The sequence below is a fragment of the Pseudomonas sp. YL2 genome (genome assembly GCF_023063025.1).
Taxonomy (GTDB): Bacteria; Pseudomonadota; Gammaproteobacteria; order Pseudomonadales; family Pseudomonadaceae; genus Aquipseudomonas; species Aquipseudomonas putida_A.
The window spans coordinates 331,466-346,153 of sequence record NZ_JAJSLU010000002.1 but is presented as its reverse complement, the minus strand read 5'-3'; the positions used below and the strand labels follow the sequence as shown (position 1 = coordinate 346,153).

The 14,688-nt window shown below is 53.1% G+C and carries 14 protein-coding genes and 1 pseudogene; 5 read left to right on the top strand and 10 right to left on the bottom strand.

What is annotated here, in order from left to right:
* Positions 1 to 36: 36 nt before the first annotated feature.
* Positions 37 to 890 (bottom strand): annotated as a pseudogene (locus tag LVD08_RS04660) (IS5 family transposase).
* Between the two features lie 356 nt (positions 891 to 1,246).
* Here LVD08_RS04660 and LVD08_RS04655 point away from each other — a divergent pair.
* The 3 genes from LVD08_RS04655 (at position 1,247) to LVD08_RS04645 (ending at position 3,212) form a co-directional block, all read left to right on the top strand.
* The gene (locus tag LVD08_RS04655) at positions 1,247 to 1,534 is read left to right on the top strand and encodes a hypothetical protein (RefSeq protein WP_244653383.1); all 288 of its coding nucleotides are present in this window, start codon (positions 1,247 to 1,249) and stop codon (positions 1,532 to 1,534) included.
* Between the two features lie 40 nt (positions 1,535 to 1,574).
* Entirely contained in the window at positions 1,575 to 2,399 is an 825-nt protein-coding gene (locus LVD08_RS04650; protein ID WP_191951199.1) for an inositol monophosphatase family protein, read from the top strand.
* A 351-nt stretch (positions 2,400 to 2,750) separates the two neighbouring features.
* On the top strand, positions 2,751 to 3,212 hold the full coding sequence (locus LVD08_RS04645) for a hypothetical protein (RefSeq protein ID WP_177016850.1): 462 nt from the start codon (positions 2,751 to 2,753) through the stop codon (positions 3,210 to 3,212).
* A 172-nt stretch (positions 3,213 to 3,384) separates the two neighbouring features.
* On the opposite strand, the gene LVD08_RS04640 is transcribed toward LVD08_RS04645, so the two are convergent.
* The 8 genes from LVD08_RS04640 to LVD08_RS04605 all read right to left on the bottom strand — a co-directional run bounded on the left by LVD08_RS04640 (position 3,385) and on the right by LVD08_RS04605 (position 12,260).
* Positions 3,385 to 4,434 (bottom strand): DUF3800 domain-containing protein, encoded by a 1,050-nt coding sequence (locus LVD08_RS04640; RefSeq protein WP_191951198.1) that lies wholly within the window; start codon positions 4,432 to 4,434, stop codon positions 3,385 to 3,387.
* A 42-nt stretch (positions 4,435 to 4,476) separates the two neighbouring features.
* The gene (locus LVD08_RS04635) at positions 4,477 to 5,460 is read right to left on the bottom strand and encodes a tetratricopeptide repeat protein (protein WP_247267558.1); all 984 of its coding nucleotides are present in this window, start codon (positions 5,458 to 5,460) and stop codon (positions 4,477 to 4,479) included.
* Positions 5,461 to 6,096: 636 nt separating this feature from the next.
* Positions 6,097 to 7,101 carry a metallophosphoesterase gene (locus LVD08_RS04630; RefSeq protein WP_247267557.1) on the bottom strand — a complete coding sequence of 335 codons (1,005 nt, stop codon included), beginning with the start codon at positions 7,099 to 7,101 and terminating at the stop codon, positions 6,097 to 6,099.
* Between the two features lie 384 nt (positions 7,102 to 7,485).
* The gene (locus tag LVD08_RS04625) at positions 7,486 to 7,950 is read right to left on the bottom strand and encodes a hypothetical protein (RefSeq protein ID WP_247267556.1); all 465 of its coding nucleotides are present in this window, start codon (positions 7,948 to 7,950) and stop codon (positions 7,486 to 7,488) included.
* A 103-nt stretch (positions 7,951 to 8,053) separates the two neighbouring features.
* Positions 8,054 to 9,355 (bottom strand): hypothetical protein, encoded by a 1,302-nt coding sequence (locus LVD08_RS04620; RefSeq protein WP_247267555.1) that lies wholly within the window; start codon positions 9,353 to 9,355, stop codon positions 8,054 to 8,056.
* A gap of 85 nt (positions 9,356 to 9,440) precedes the next feature.
* Positions 9,441 to 10,514 carry a hypothetical protein gene (locus LVD08_RS04615; RefSeq protein ID WP_247267554.1) on the bottom strand — a complete coding sequence of 358 codons (1,074 nt, stop codon included), beginning with the start codon at positions 10,512 to 10,514 and terminating at the stop codon, positions 9,441 to 9,443.
* A gap of 19 nt (positions 10,515 to 10,533) precedes the next feature.
* Positions 10,534 to 11,337 carry an NAD(P)H-dependent oxidoreductase gene (locus tag LVD08_RS04610; protein WP_247267553.1) on the bottom strand — a complete coding sequence of 268 codons (804 nt, stop codon included), beginning with the start codon at positions 11,335 to 11,337 and terminating at the stop codon, positions 10,534 to 10,536.
* Positions 11,334 to 12,260: a DMT family transporter gene (locus tag LVD08_RS04605; RefSeq protein WP_247267655.1), complete on the bottom strand. Its 927-nt coding sequence runs from the start codon at positions 12,258 to 12,260 to the stop codon at positions 11,334 to 11,336. The genes LVD08_RS04610 and LVD08_RS04605 overlap by 4 nt, the downstream gene beginning before the upstream one ends.
* Positions 12,261 to 12,440: 180 nt before the next feature.
* Between LVD08_RS04605 and LVD08_RS04600 the strand changes: the two genes are divergently transcribed.
* Together LVD08_RS04600 and LVD08_RS04595 are read left to right on the top strand one after the other, a co-directional pair.
* Positions 12,441 to 13,364, top strand: a complete 924-nt coding sequence (locus tag LVD08_RS04600; protein WP_274621119.1) for a LysR substrate-binding domain-containing protein — start codon at positions 12,441 to 12,443, stop codon at positions 13,362 to 13,364.
* 204 nt (positions 13,365 to 13,568) lie between these two features.
* A complete protein-coding gene (locus LVD08_RS04595; RefSeq protein WP_342453825.1) occupies positions 13,569 to 14,102 on the top strand; it encodes an SH3 domain-containing protein in 534 nt (177 codons plus the stop codon).
* A gap of 21 nt (positions 14,103 to 14,123) precedes the next feature.
* Here LVD08_RS04595 and LVD08_RS04590 read toward each other — a convergent pair whose 3' ends face one another.
* Positions 14,124 to 14,366, bottom strand: a complete 243-nt coding sequence (locus LVD08_RS04590) for a hypothetical protein (protein WP_247267550.1) — start codon at positions 14,364 to 14,366, stop codon at positions 14,124 to 14,126.
* Positions 14,367 to 14,688 lie beyond the last annotated feature (322 nt).

Sequence of the window (14,688 nt, the reverse complement as noted above, 5' to 3'; positions counted from 1 at the left end):
TAGATATCGCGTTTGTACAGAGCACTGTTTTGCAACCTAGGCTCTGTACGAAGAGCACCCTCGCAAACACCGCATAGCACAAGCCAGCAAGACTATCTCGCCGCAAAACTTGTTGCGAGTTTGTCGACGCGGGTAATAATGCGGCGATTTTCTTTCAACCACCCGAACGCGCGCTCAATGATGCTGCGCTGTCGGTATTGGGGTCTATCTAACTGCCCGGCCAAGCCCTGCGCGGGTTTTCGTTTCATGTCGCGCAGCGGGATCAGCAGCTGCATCCGATAACGTTCACAGTTACGGCGCAGCGCTTGAGCGTCATAGCCCTTGACGGCGAGCAATCATCGACAGCGTTCGCGGGGGCGGCCGCGTAGATTGGGAGTTTAAGCCTCATCCAGCAGCGGTTGGGCATAAATTATTTTGCTGGCTTGTCCGCCGAAAAGCAGGAAACGGAGTCGCACACAATTGGCATCGCACAGCATGTGAGTCTTGGTCTTCAGGCCACCCCGGCTGCGCCCGATTGCGTGCTTTGCAGCTCTTCACGCCCTCTTTTTTGTCGGCTCCTGATGAGGTTTAGGTTGCGCGAATGGCAGTGAAATCGATCATCCAGATTTCCAGATCGATCAAGCCTTGCTCGTTCAATCGGATGTGCAGGCGGCTTAGCATCTGATCGAAAGCGCCGCAATTGCGCCACTCTCGAAACCGCAGATACACCGTCGACCAAGGGCCGAAACGCTCCGGCATGTCACGCCAAGCTGCGCCGGAACAGAGCACACAAAGCACACCGCTGAGCATCAGGCGATCGTCGGCTCGCTGGCGTCCGCTGCGGCAGGTTTAATGAAGATATCGGCAACCAAATCCCAAGCTGTATCGTGGAGTTCATAACGCTTTGCCATTGTGGCGTTCTGGCGTTAACGGCGACGGATTCTACCGGAATCGATATTTCAAGGGATTTCGTACAGCGCCTAGCGCTCACTTATATGGTGGTGCTGCTTCGGATTTGACGCCTACGAGCCAGCGCCAGTGCAACCGGAGAGATTGAGGAATGCGTAATTTCGACGTTGGTCTGAAACGTGTGACCCACTTGCACTACATCACTGCCAAGGCGGCCATAAATTTTCCCTGGATTCACACGACTTCCGGCGGGTGGCACTACCTATAGTATTGGAACAGCACGACTGGCCAGGCGAAGGTGTCTCTTGCGGGTATTCACTATCCCGACACGTCAAAATACTTTGGCGACACGGGTATCATGAATGCTAGCGAAGAGCTAAAGCAGCGCGGCTGGCAGATCGATCACCAGATCTACATGGCCAATCAGTTCCGTGCCGCTGGGGATATGACTCTTGCTTGGGCGTTCGGCCGATCGAAGCATTGCAACGTCGAACTGTCCGAGTGGTTTCCAGACGACCGAGATCTGGCCGACATGGTCAGTCTTCTCAGACGCGCCCTCGATACAATGGATGGCGTAGAACGCAACCGGCTCGATCTATGGCTTGAATCGCAGCTTCGGCAAGATGGTAGGAGCACGCTGGTCTAGACGTTTCAGATCCCCCCGTTAATTAATTCGAAAGGTCATCATGACTAACCAATGGCTTCAGCACATTCTCCAACAAGTGATCGCAGTAGTGGAGCGAGCCGGCGCTCTATTGGCAGAAGAATACGAGCGTCCAGACGGCCGGAGAGGGTCAGGAGACAAAGCTGAGATTGATGTCGAAATCGAAGTGCTTCTCCGCGCGGAACTGCTGGCACTCCTGGACTGCGATTGGTGGGGTGAAGAGACCGGCCATGTTCTTTCCGGATATCCTTTCTGTTGGGTCGTTGACCCGAATGATGGCACCAGCGATTTTTTGAAGGGGCTCAAAGGCTCCGCCGTATCCGTCGGCTTGCTCCATGATAACCGTCCTGTTTTGGGCGTCGTACATGCTCCAGTAACGCAATGCGGGATCCCCGACTGCATCAGTTGGGCGCAGGGCATGGATCACTTGATTAGGAATGGAAGCCCCGTCTATGTAGACCTCTCAAAGCAGGAGCTTACGGACACGAGCTTGCTCATGGTGAGCGCTGCTGCTGGCAACAAACCGCAGACCAATCGCGAACTCTGTGCGCCGGCAGGTTTTTACCCGATGCCATCAATTGCCTACAGACTGGCAAAGGTCGCTGCTGGTGACGGAGTTTGTGGACTATCTCTGTATCCGGTGTCAGCTCATGACGTAGTTGCAGGACATGCACTGCTGATTGGTGCCAAAGGCATTTTGGTTGACGAATCCGGTGACCCGATCCAGTACCGTACAGAGGTAGAGATGCTTAAGGTTTGCCAGCAATGCTTTGGGGGAGCTCCTGGCGTTTGCGCGGAATTGGTGAGGCGTGATTGGGCCAAGGTATTTGATCCGAGAGCGAGCTAGAGTGAATCCCGAAGCACCTAATGATTTGAGCAGAAATCTCCAATCATTTCTTTGGATTTTGCCGAGCAATTTAACCGATATTTTCTGATTGGGCTCAGCCCTCCAGGAGCGGCCATTTCAACATCGCTCAGCTCTAAGGAAACCACAGTTGAAGCACCTTGCAGTGACGCTGCTCATCTTGCATTTGGATGCTGCTTTGCCGTTTTCCCAAAGGATTTCTCGCGCAGTGCTTTCTGAAATGTACGAGCAAAAACGGGGCTACACTCCCCCTGCATTTACGTCCTCCTTCGGGAGCTGAAGATTGGCCGTATTCTATTCAGGTTTGCAGTTACTACCGCATGGAGACATCTGATGAAAGGCGAAGACCCGATCAATATCTATTTCAACGAACCAGCTAAGAGCCTCCTTTTCTCTCTGGCAGATAGGAAAGATCCAAACGGCTTGGCTACAGGCTCGGACGATACTTTCAAACACAGCATTTCAGCGGTCTTCACATTGTTTGCTTCGCTGTTGGATGAGCATACGCCTGACCTATATCCAGCAGAGTGGCAAATGATTGTGGATGCTCAGATCCCACTCCTTGATATGCACCGACTTCCGAGCTCTTTTCCCGAAATGAAAAGCAACTTAATCGTTGGAGTCGAAGATCTCACTGGTCGTGATGGCGAAATCCATAGTGGGCTTTTGGCGAATAAGCTCGCTGGCTTCTCCTCTATCCAGCTTTGTGCAATTTCGGTGCATGTGCAGCGGTATTTGGTAGCTAGGAAGCGAGGCCAGGATTACAAATTTCCGGAGATTCAGTTCAAGGGTTGATCGACTGAGAGGCTTCGTTATCTTCGCGCTAACTGCAAGGGAGCGACCTGAACGTCCGCCGAAACCTTCATAGAATCTCGGAGGTTTTGGATCGGCTGGACACCTAGACGGATCGATGAGCTCAAGTAAAAAACCGTCTTTGCCAAGCAGATTTGGCTTGCCTTTCGATTCGCTAGCTAGAAAAATTTTTGGCGTAGTAATCAATCAGTGCCGACGCCTGCGTTCCTTTCCGAAAGGCGAGCTGGCCCTCAATGTCTAACGAGGGGAGCATATGGATAAGCTGGTCATCGGCATAAAGTCCTAGCACTGCTTCCGGCTCAAGACCATCGCTGATACGACCAGTAATTCTTTGCGCCGCCTCAATAGCCGCACCAATCATCACATCGGCGATCTGCACGGCAGGGCTACTCTTAGAGTCGACCTGAATGACCGACGTCAGCTTGAGTGGAAAGCGGATACTCGCGAGCTGTGATTGTCGAAACTCAGCGATGCCAACATGATTGATCTGCCGTTGCAGCAGATCGTGGTACGTCAGCAGATTTTTCGACTGGTCATGCTCTACTCGATAAGGGCCCTCCGCCATTACCTCCATGCGAGAAATCAGTGCAATCACAATTTCCAGAGCGATATCTGTGGTTACGCCAGGTGTGGCGATAGCTCCCAGGCACTCTGGGGCTGCATAGTGGGCCAATGGCCCCATCGCTTCGGGCAACTCCTGCCAACGGGTTTTGCGGGCGCACAGAACGAGATTGTCTATCGCGGAGGGGGTCTTGAGCTTCATCGCGTCTTGGAACGCTTTCTCTAGGTACACCATCGGTTGTCGGCCTAATAATTGCGGGCCGATGTAGTAGAGGATAGAGGCCAGAGAGTAATTCTGGCCGTCGGCGTAGAAGTCGATTCCTCTTTCGTAATAAAAGGGTTCCACTGCATAGTCGAGAAACTTCAGGAGCAACATGAAGCGTTTGTCGCATACATGGGTTACGCATTTGTACTGACTGAGGATATCGCCCATCAGTCCCAGTAATCGAGGATGGTTACCCGGGCGACGGGATAGCGCGCGATATTTCAGTTCGGGCGCCTGGAGCTTTGGGAAGTGCTCGCGAATCAGGCGAGCAGCCTCATTGTCATCGATGGCTATCGCCGTTGCCCCTTGGAACGGTTGATCGTGGTTCAGAAGGTCAAAGCCCGTATAACCACTCTCGTCAATACGGAAGCATTCCATGCGTGAACCTCATTGCTCGATGATGGAGGTGATCGTGACAGCCTAGCCCACCCTTTTCTTCAGAGCATCCAGGCGACGCTTCACCCCTATTTTTGGGTTCAGCGTGATTGCCTCCTCATAGACTTCGATCGCCTGACGAATCTGCCCGAGTAGCTCGTGCGCAAGGCCTTGAACCTTCAATGCATTTGGCTTCCAGGCAGGGTTGGAATCAGCACCGAGTGACCGAGCTCGCATGACAGCTGCTAGAGCCTCAGTGGCGCGTTCATCCGATACATCTTGTTCCCCGAGGATCTTTTCAACTGCACGGATGATACGGCTGTAGTCGGATGAGTCGAGATTGGCCTTGTCCAGATTATTGCCATCGACGAAATTGCCGGTGCTGTCATACCTGAATTTGCCCACGCCCTTGACGTCCGCGATCAGGAGCTTCCTCTCCTCATCGAAAATATAGGTTTCAAGGCCTTGAGTACCAGGCGTCACACAAAACAGTTCTTTACCCGTTTCAAGGTCGAACAGCATGACTTTATAGCCGTGTTCGGTCTTGCTATTAGCAGTGGCGCAGTACGCAAGCTTTCCATTTTTTGAGATACCACTCCCGAATATATTGGCTGTAAGCTCTTTCGTGACGATTGGAGTGCCGGCGCAATCGAACACGTTGAAGGTACCCGACAAAGAGCTCCCCAAGTGCCAATCTTCAAGGCAGAACGATCCGTTGTTGGCAACTGAGCCATTGTTTGGTCGTTGCATCTGTCCATGCGCAGACAAAACATCGCCGGCTAAGTCCGCTAGGACGTATTCCCCGTGACCGCTTTCACGATGCCCTCCTCTCCTAGCGACAGGATCCGAATCTCTCCAAGAAATCGCCCACTTCCTAGATTTAGAGAGACTGTAGAGCCCAGCGTAACCGATTGAGCTGACACTCAAAAAAGGCTTGGATACCTCTATCGTCTGAGTGCTGGATTGAATCGCCTTTCCTTTCGGTGGGATTACTATCTTTTTCTTGAACAGCCAGTCGAAGATTCCCATCTGTGCTCGGTTCCTTATTCCTTGAGCGTGTTGGCGCGATTACTGGAGCTCGCACCTGAATTTGGTTATCAATGTCCTGGTACCGAATACGCCAACCCAACTGCCTCAGCATTCGAACACCGTGCGCGTCATTCTCTGGAAAAATGGCCGGAACGCTCAGGATTCACAGCAGCCATCAGTCCAACCTTGCAGCCCCAACGCGCATTCCTGTTGACGTATGACTGCTAGTAACAGAAATGGCATATGGCCACTTTTTTCGAAAAAAATGATTTCTTTTGGAATCAAAAAGTAGCCGCGACTGACGTCGCAAAGGTGCGATCAGCATACACAACACTGGCTTCGCTGCCCTCCATCATGCATTCCAACGCAGAGAAAACCGAAAACAGAAGCCAAAAGATCAAAAGCAAAAGGAGCGCAAGCCTATAGAGCAACAGCAAGGCAATCGAGTCGATTGCCCCACAGCTCAAGGCAGGCCAAAAAAACGGGAGACTTTTGGAGAACGTCGCTTTTCGTTTGTTTTCAAATGTAAGGTCTCCGGTTTGAAATTTTACTTTCAAGGGGGCGGGGAAAATATATTTTCGGTTTGTGTGGCGAAAGCGTCCTGAAGATCCATTTTGTGAAGCCCTGAACAGTAAATCAGGCGCCGAATAGCCGCTGAAGCAGCTGCTCCGTCTGCGTTCCACTGTACCTTGCCTTCAGCTCATCAAGCTTGGCACCTCTGCGCTCGCCAGTAAGTAAGCTAAGCCCGTGCAACGCGTTGATGAGCTTCTCAGATTCGGCGTCCTCATCTCTGCTGGTGATCCACGATGAGTTTGCCTGCTTGGCCAACGCTTCAGCCTTTCGGCTAAGGCTCTGCGATTCAATCAACCTGTTGCCATTCACTTCTGTCTTAAGCTGACTGATGACGTTCTCGAGCTCCTGCAGCTGCTCTGAAATGCTCTCTGCGCTGTCAAGCGACACAGGACGCCCGTCAACATAGATAGTGTCTTCTTGGACACAGTAGATTGCCAAGGGGCCGTCCCCTCCTCCCGTGCAGTCAAGCGCAAGAAAATTCCCCAGTCTCAGCGGTTTCGGTATCCACGTATGTCCCGAGCAAACTCTCCAGATGCCAGGAACACCGTCACGATAATGCTTGATGATCCGTTCCCTGCCCCACAGAGCGATCTCTTCGATCTGAGCATTGTCTATACTCCCAACGAACTCCTGCCAAGAAATCCCTGCCGGCACATCGGCATGAACGACACCGACCAGGCCACGTGCGGACTGGATTTCTATGGCGGTGGGAAGACGTTCCAGCTTCTCGATGACCATTCCTTTCGACTCATCGGCGATCGTTGCCCACCATCCCGCACCGTGGGAGCTGTACCGTGCTTGTGGGTTCTCACGGTAAGCGTTTATCAGCATCTGCTCGTGATTGCCTTGTACACAAAAGAACCAAGGTTCACCGAGCAGTTTTAGGCCATCCAGCATCCCAGGCCCGCGGTCAATCAGATCGCCTACAGCTATGACCCGATCAATCGCACTGTCAAACCCGAGTGCACGAAGCCCCTTGTGGAGTTCGATGGTTTTGAAATGGATATCACCGACTACAAAGTCTCGGCCATGGTCATTCATCGAGAGTCGTAAAAGTGCTTGCTTCATTTGGGGTCTGCTCCGGAGCGATAGCCGATGAATTGGCCGCAGCTCCATTGTACTCACTCGTCGGAACGCATGATTGATCGCCGGCGAACCTGCGATTGCTGGCACCGTTTGAGCCAGCGGAGGGATGAACATGGCGTGGGCAGTGGTGGGGTTCCTGCGGTGTCCGCCAAGGATGCGCTGTATGCCAATGCTCAAGCCATCACAGATTCCATTTTGAGGACTCGACAATCGTAGACGTTGCCCCTGTCCTCCCGCCAATCGCGTCATTGCCAACCAGATTGATCGATAAGAAAGTAGCCCCCATACAGCGTTAGAGGGCTGCTCCTGTATCAGATCTCAGGAATGCATCGAATGTACGCCCATCATATCCACCCCTTTGATAGCTTAAGTTTCGAAAAAAGCACGACAGGCGTTCATCAAAGCAGTTGCGTCATTTAGAGCTCGGTGGCGCTTAGTTGTAGGTAGCAGGCGGTAAATGTCATCGGCGGCCTCTCGGCCTACAAATGCCTCCAAAGGCTTCAACTCGAAGGTGGGCATCAGATCTGCGGCCTCGAAAAGCACATCGAGCCAAAACCCGTCTTGCGGTGAATCGCTGCAAAGCACCTGCCCTGAAAACAGCTTATTCATATATCTCGCCACAGCGTCTGGGGTATCACCTTGCTGATGTAACTGATCTTGAGAGAGACCGTGCATGTCTTCCGCATCAAACGACCAGTGCGTCCAGTACCGGACTGGCTTGATAAGCGAGCTGAAGGAGCTCTCACTCGACACGACGGCAACTTCAATCGGATAGCTGTCAGGAGCTATTCCAGAAGCTTCAAAATCAATGAAAAAAGAAGGTCGTTCCATCTCGCTGTTCCTGTTTGAGGTTGCGATTTTCAGCAGCTACGCCATTCTTCCGCACTCACATTTTAACTACACGCGCATTCACCCACTGTTAAAGCTGGGCGTTCTAATCGCCGGCCTGGAGCAGTGGTGGTTTCCAGTCAGCGAAGTGCCTTAACGCATCGAGGTCGCCGATCAATTCTTTCGCGTTGGCCACCCGTTCCATGACAGCCTCTCTCGACACACCATCCAATCGTTGTGCTGACTTTTCGATATCGGCGAAAAATGCGTGAATACTGTTCACTTTTGCCCACGTCTGGATTACGGCTTCCAGTTGCTCGCGACTTTCCTGTATGGCCTTGAGTTGGCGCTTTTCCTCCTCTTTTCTTTTCCATTCCGCCATTTGCAATTGGTGCTTTTGCCACTCGAGCTCGGCTTTCTCCCGTTCAAGCTTCACTTTCTCCGCAAGCCCTGGAGCTTCAGCGATCAAAAGCTTCACGATGCTTGGGATCTTACTGATCAGATCGCCAGGCTTGTCTTCCTTCCAGCTCTGAACCCACTCTGCCCGATAGTACGGGGAGTAAACTTGAAGGCACAGCCGACCGCTGGGCATGTCGGCGCTCATTACCCATTCGTTTCGATAGGGGGCAACGCGTTTTCTCTCTGGACGCGAACCCAGCCGGACTAACCTTTTGTCTACGCTTTTGACTTCAACGTATTCACTGATTTCGTAAATGGACAAACCAAAAACAACGCTTCCAACATGAACCACTGTCGGACGTTGGGGCTGCCAAAGCGAGGGATAGACGTATCTCGATGACGGCTTGTCCCTATGATCAACTGGTTTGCGGCTCATGCGCTCGGCAGGATCGCTCAAGGTAACCGTAAGGCCTTTTTTCATAAACGCGAGGAACAACTGGTTTGCGAAGTCGACCGCATGAGTGACCCCACTGCGGCTTACTATTAAATCCGCCATCGCACGTTTTGTAGGCCTATCGTAGCCGTTCTCGCTTTCCCGCACTTTCTTGAAGTGATCTTCAATACTCAGTAAAAGTGGGTGCCTACGAGGTTGCATGTCAGAGTTGAGCGGTGCCTTCCGGCTCATTTGCTTTCGTTTTATGGGTGAGGATCGCGCAACCTGAAGCGGTGCTTCATTTCTGTTCCAAACAGTTGAATCGCCTGGTTGAGCCTCAGGCAAGACCGGGCGAGCTTCAGCTTTTCCTACCGCGACTTGCGCCCAGTAGCCAACGGGCGGTCTTGGAATATTCAGGCTGATGTAGACCTTCGTGAGATAGCTGGAGGAGACTCCGTAGCGCGAGCTAATTTTGGTCATTGGCATCGTCCAAGCCTGCTCGAACAGGGACTCTCTGGTAATGACTTCGTCCAACATATCAGCGGCTGAATTCTTAGCCTTTGGCGTGCCTTCCATCCTGATCACTTTCTAGCGACTGACGAATAAATGATCGTAGCTCAGTCGCTCAGCTCCAGTCGCGTTAAGCCTGCCCAGCCATCGTCTAGCCTAGCGACTTCAAGCGATTCTTGAGCTGTCTGGTCATATCGATTAGCGTGCTGATCGAGATATCATCGACTGACCATGATGCTTTGAAGTGCGGAACATGACGACGGATCTGCTCAACCGCAGCCGGTGTGTACTCCAGATTTTGATTGACCAACACCCCGTCACCGCTCTCCTGAGCGATGTTCCACTGCTCCAGTGCCGGAAAATCCAGTCCTTCGACGTCAAGTTCGAACGCCTTCGACTTGATCTCAGCAGGGAATCCACCGACCTTGCCCTGTGGCCCTGAAACAATGCCCTTCCAATAAGCATCCAAACCACATAGCGCCCTAATCATGGATGTTGCGGTGGCCGCTGTGAGAGTGCTGATATCGGCGGGCTGGGGAACGGAACGTAAAACCTTCAGCAGCTCTAGAGGCGTAACTTCGTCGTCTGCCGTAAAGCACCGTGGCATGTGCTCAGGCTCTAGGGTTTGGTTTAGAAATCTTGATAGATGATGGTGGCATCCGAAGAAGCGGGCATTCTCGATAGCTGGCCATTGCGCCCGAACAATAGCGGCCACCGTCGCCAAGTTGCCGAAACCTCCTACGACAGGCCAGCCGAGCCGTGCAGCGACTGGATTTACCAGGTCAGGAAAGCACGCGTTGAGAACAGGTATGCGCTTACCCAGAGACTCTATTGCAAGGCAGACGGTGCGTAAGGGCGGCAAGTGCAAGGGAAGTGTTATACCAAAGCCGGCGTCCTTAACCAGTTGAGACCAAGCATCGTCGTTACCCAATTCTGAGGGCGGCTGTTCGCTGGCCATCTGCACCACGAGATCCGGCTCCCATTGCTCGAGGGCGGGCCGCACGCTTTGCGGATCCTGCCAGTCCACGGCGTAAGCTTCGCCAGTGATTTTCCTACCCGAACAGCTCGCGATGGCCTGAGCTTGTCCTAAAGTCTGTTCGGCATGTTCAAGTTTGCGGCCCAGCACTACCAGTGAGATTGAATCGGTCGCGACTGCCGTCAGAACCAATGTCTGAGCAATCGCATTGGATATTTTTCCGGTGCCTGCCAGCATGATGACTGCCATGATTTCTCTCCTGCCAGAATTAGATTTTGGACTTCGGTTGCACCGAAAAATGGGATGCAGCCTGTTCAAAACTCTGTCCTGCACGTGGATTCCACTGCACACCAGAGCGGGCTTCAATCCCAGGCTTCAGCTGCTGGTTGTCGTCATAGTCTTCACGGGGGTGAAAAAATAGCGGCTGCACCGCTTCCAGGCTTCGCAAGTAATCGGCATATGAGTTCAGATATTGCTGACGTTCGTCATCGCTGAGCTGCGCCGGCATCCATGCAGCGAACGGGGGAAGAACTGTGAAACCGGTATAGGCCAGAATGCCGTTATGGATAGGCCAGAGTACGTGATGCAAGTCGCCATCGATGCCCGCCGGGGTATAAAGGCTGCTTGCGGTGCCCGTGGTTAGACAAAGCATGGCTTTCTTACCCTTAAGTAGTCCCGATCCATACTTGTGCCCTGATGAGTATGCGAATCCCCGGCTCAATACCCGGTCGACCCAGCCTTTCAGAATGGCGGGCATCGAAAACCACCACACAGGAAACTGAAAAATCACCAGGTCAGCCCACATGACCTTCGATTGCTCAGCCTTCACGTCGTCGGTATGGGAACCGTTTGCAAACGCATGTTCTTGCTCGCGGGAAAGATCGAGATAGCCAGCATCGGCGCGATCCTCGAGGAAGTCATCAATGCCCAGCTCAACCTTCCAATTCATCGCGTAGAGATCGCTCACCTGAATCTGATGACCGAGTTCGCGCAGCGTTTCGACAGCTACGTCCTTTAACGCAGCGTTGAAAGACCTTGGTTCTGGATGCGCTAACACTATTAACGTCTTCATAACTGCATCTTCTCCTCGCGATTTTGCGGGGGCGGGTAACTTCTTTCGTCTCCAGTCTGTTCGACCGCTTTGCTGAGATTCACCACGAGCAGGCCGACAATGGTCAGGCTTGCGCCCAGCAAAAATCCGAAGCTCGTCTGCTCTCCGAGCCACAGATAACCCATCAGTACGCCAAACAGCGGACTCATGAAGGCCAGCACTCCCAGGCGAGCCGCGAGGTAGCGACGAAGCATCCAGAACCAGATCAAGTAGCTTGCCACTGACACGATTAGTGTCTGGAAAACCAGGTTGGTGACTGCAACGGATGAAAAAGTCATCGAGCTTTGGCCTGCCAGCAGGCTTAAAGGCAGCAGAAAGAGAAAAGCACCTGCCAGTTGGTAAAACAGGGTCTGGGTTGCCGGCGCTTCACTAAGGCGGCTTGTACGCACGGCTACCGTCGTAAACCCCCAAGTAGCGCCCGCGCACAAGCCCAGCAGGTCACCCAGAAGACTGTTTGCGTTGGTGCTTTGAATGGCTGTCCCATCGCGTGGCATGAGAAAGGTGATGGCGATCCCTGCGAACGCCAGAGACATACCAAACCATTGAGTCGCACTAAGACGCTCCTCCGGCAAGCGTAGGTGCAGACCAATGGCGGCGAATAAGGGAGCCGTATAAAGGAAGACCGCCATATGCGAAGCACTTGTCCACCGTAACCCTTGCGCGACGAACAGGAATTCACCAGCGAACAGAACGGCCACGACCAACCCGGCGCGGCACCAGACGCCTGGTAACCACATTTCCCGCATGATCCATTTACCGACCAGCCAGACCAAAGCTGCAGCGACTCCGGAGCGAACGGCGACCTGCATGATAGGTGCTACGTCACCCGCAACCGCCTTCATTGCCACTTGCTGAGCACCCCAAATCAGGCATAGCAGCACCATCACTGCCGTCGCAGCCCCGTCTACTGACTTCCTCACTTATCGGCCCTTTTTATCGTTGATGATTTGTCGTCAAACCACGTTACCCGGACAATCGGCATTGGGTTTTCCTTTGAAAATCGAGATTCGTTCTGCGCTGTTGCGAAATTCAATTGTGGGAAAGTACGCAAGCCGCTACAAATCATGTGTTTTCGATCTATAGAAGAGAAAAACTACGTCATGAGAGCTAACACGCCCCTCAGGGCTATAGCTTGCTTCGACGCGGTTATGCGCACTGGCAGCGTCAGCCTTGCTGCAAGCCAGTTGTTCGTAACGCCCGGGGCAGTAGGGCAACAGATCCGCAAGCTGGAAGATTGGCTAGGCACGCCACTGTTCGTACGCAGTGTGCGTAGGCTGCAGCCAACGGCTGAAGCACTGAGCTACTGGGAGCAGGTGAAGCCGGCTCTTCGCCTGCTGGAGACCGCCAACCTAGCCGTCCGTGGTCTTAGAGACAGACAGGTACGGTTAAGCCTGCCGCCGGCGTTCGCTAGCTCCTGGTTCGCAAAGCGGATGCCATTGTTCACGGAGCGTCATCCAGAGGTGCAACTGCACCTGAGCGCATCCACCGATACCGTTGATTTCAATGACGCTACTTGCGACCTGGCGGTGCGGCATTTCGATGGATATGGCAGTGGTGTGAACGCAGAACTGCTCTTGCCCGACGAAGTAAGGGTCTATTCCAGCCCGGCTTATCGCGAACGGCTCCAGTTGCATAACCTTGAATGTTTGCCGGGAGCAACCTTGCTCTACACGACGTCTCATGCTCACTGGTCTCAATGGCTATCATCGGTCGGTATGTCACTCGATAGCTTCTCGAGTAGCCTCAAGTTCGATCAGTCTGAGCTGGCAATCGACGCCGCGCGCCGCGATCAAGGTTTAGTGCTCACCAGCCCTTGGCTGGTCGAGGAAGATGTACAACGGGGCCTTCTCGTACCTGTCTTTGACTCTGTGCTAAAGACTGGCAAGGGCTACTATTTGGTGCAGGCCAAAGATGTGGTGTTGGGTGAGGCAGCCCAGCTGTTGCGCCGGTGGCTTTGCGACGTAGCGCAGCGAGCTCAACAAAATTGATAATTTGAAGTCGATGCTTTCTTTTTAACGTGAACACAAACGATCAATAAGTGGGCTTTGCGGGACGCTAACCGTGGATGCGCGATCTAGTCTTTGAACTGACGTAAGGTGCAGAAAGTTGAAACTTGGCTAAGCTCGCAAAAGGTTTACGAAGCCAGGTTGGTCAGGGAAGACAGGCTGGATAATGCTTGCTGAGCGAGAGCAATGGAAATGCGCAAGAAATCCCAGTCATGGTTTGTCCCACTCCTGATTCTTTTCGCGATCCTTTGGGCGATAGGCAAAAAAGACACGCCTCCCGCTCAGGTGCAACCGAGCCTTCCTCCCACTCCGAATACTCTGGTCTCATCTACCTCGGTTCCATCATCCACACCTGCCCCCTCAGTTGATCAATACGTAAGCACTGACAAGCTAAATATCCGAGATCAACCAGGCGGAAAAGTTATCTCCAAGTTGAGCCGGGGAGCCAAGGTTCAGGTCTTCGAAAAACGGGATGATTGGGTGCGCATAAGCGTCGATGGCCAGCCTGCGAAATGGCTTTCCTCCAAAAGTCTTTGTACCGGATCGAATTGCTACAGCGCCTCTAAACCGAGACAGTCGCCTTCGCCAGTGCAACCAACCCGGAGGCAGACTCCGGAATACGGATCCTCCTGCCCTTGTTCCTCGGGAAACGTTTGCATCGGGCCAAGAGGCGGTCGGTACTGCATTACTTCAGGTGGCAACAAGCGTTATGGCATGTAATTTTGCTTCAATGACGATCCGCTAGAACCTTGGCGCATCGCCTGTCGCTTCCGCAATGGTGGCCAAAGCCTCCTCCATATCGGCGATGTTGTCTTGAAGCTTTTGAAAAACCAACAGGAAAGCGCCGTCCACGTCCACGGTCTGATGGCCACGAAGCGTACCTACTCTTTCATCCTCCATCTGCTGGAGACGGTTGACGCTCTCTCGCAGAGCCAACAACTGATCAAAGATGGCGCCGATTTGAGCTTGGCTCTGTGCACTCATTCATGCCACCCAAGCCTTGAATTGATCTCCCTTCGATAGGACGTATCGATCTGAGCCGGTACCTGCCTAACGTAGTCCCGCGCGTGCTCCTGCGCATCTGCACTCAAGCCTGCTAGATATGAAACAGCGTCATCAACAGTTGGGATCAAACCTTCAATGTCTTCGAATCTGGGCGGCAGCGCAGTCCAGATAACTGCGTCCAATTGGTGAAGGAGTGCCCATTCGGCGATTACTCCCACTGGGGAGCTACTGGTAGTAAAAACACCGATTCCATCTTCCCTGTCCTCTGGAATTTGCTCTCGGACACGCAGGGCCTCGCATG

Coding starts and splice junctions, on each gene's coding strand:
- LVD08_RS04655 (WP_244653383.1), top strand. CDS start 1,247: ATGAATGCTAGCGAAGAGCTAAAGCAGCGCGGCTGGCAGATCGATCAC.
- LVD08_RS04650 (WP_191951199.1), top strand. CDS start 1,575: ATGACTAACCAATGGCTTCAGCACATTCTCCAACAAGTGATCGCAGTA.
- LVD08_RS04645 (WP_177016850.1), top strand. CDS start 2,751: ATGAAAGGCGAAGACCCGATCAATATCTATTTCAACGAACCAGCTAAG.
- LVD08_RS04640 (WP_191951198.1), bottom strand. CDS start 4,434: ATGGAATGCTTCCGTATTGACGAGAGTGGTTATACGGGCTTTGACCTT.
- LVD08_RS04635 (WP_247267558.1), bottom strand. CDS start 5,460: ATGGGAATCTTCGACTGGCTGTTCAAGAAAAAGATAGTAATCCCACCG.
- LVD08_RS04630 (WP_247267557.1), bottom strand. CDS start 7,101: ATGAAGCAAGCACTTTTACGACTCTCGATGAATGACCATGGCCGAGAC.
- LVD08_RS04625 (WP_247267556.1), bottom strand. CDS start 7,950: ATGGAACGACCTTCTTTTTTCATTGATTTTGAAGCTTCTGGAATAGCT.
- LVD08_RS04620 (WP_247267555.1), bottom strand. CDS start 9,355: ATGGAAGGCACGCCAAAGGCTAAGAATTCAGCCGCTGATATGTTGGAC.
- LVD08_RS04615 (WP_247267554.1), bottom strand. CDS start 10,514: ATGGCAGTCATCATGCTGGCAGGCACCGGAAAAATATCCAATGCGATT.
- LVD08_RS04610 (WP_247267553.1), bottom strand. CDS start 11,337: ATGAAGACGTTAATAGTGTTAGCGCATCCAGAACCAAGGTCTTTCAAC.
- LVD08_RS04605 (WP_247267655.1), bottom strand. CDS start 12,260: ATGGTGCTGCTATGCCTGATTTGGGGTGCTCAGCAAGTGGCAATGAAG.
- LVD08_RS04600 (WP_274621119.1), top strand. CDS start 12,441: ATGTGTTTTCGATCTATAGAAGAGAAAAACTACGTCATGAGAGCTAAC.
- LVD08_RS04595 (WP_342453825.1), top strand. CDS start 13,569: ATGGAAATGCGCAAGAAATCCCAGTCATGGTTTGTCCCACTCCTGATT.
- LVD08_RS04590 (WP_247267550.1), bottom strand. CDS start 14,366: ATGAGTGCACAGAGCCAAGCTCAAATCGGCGCCATCTTTGATCAGTTG.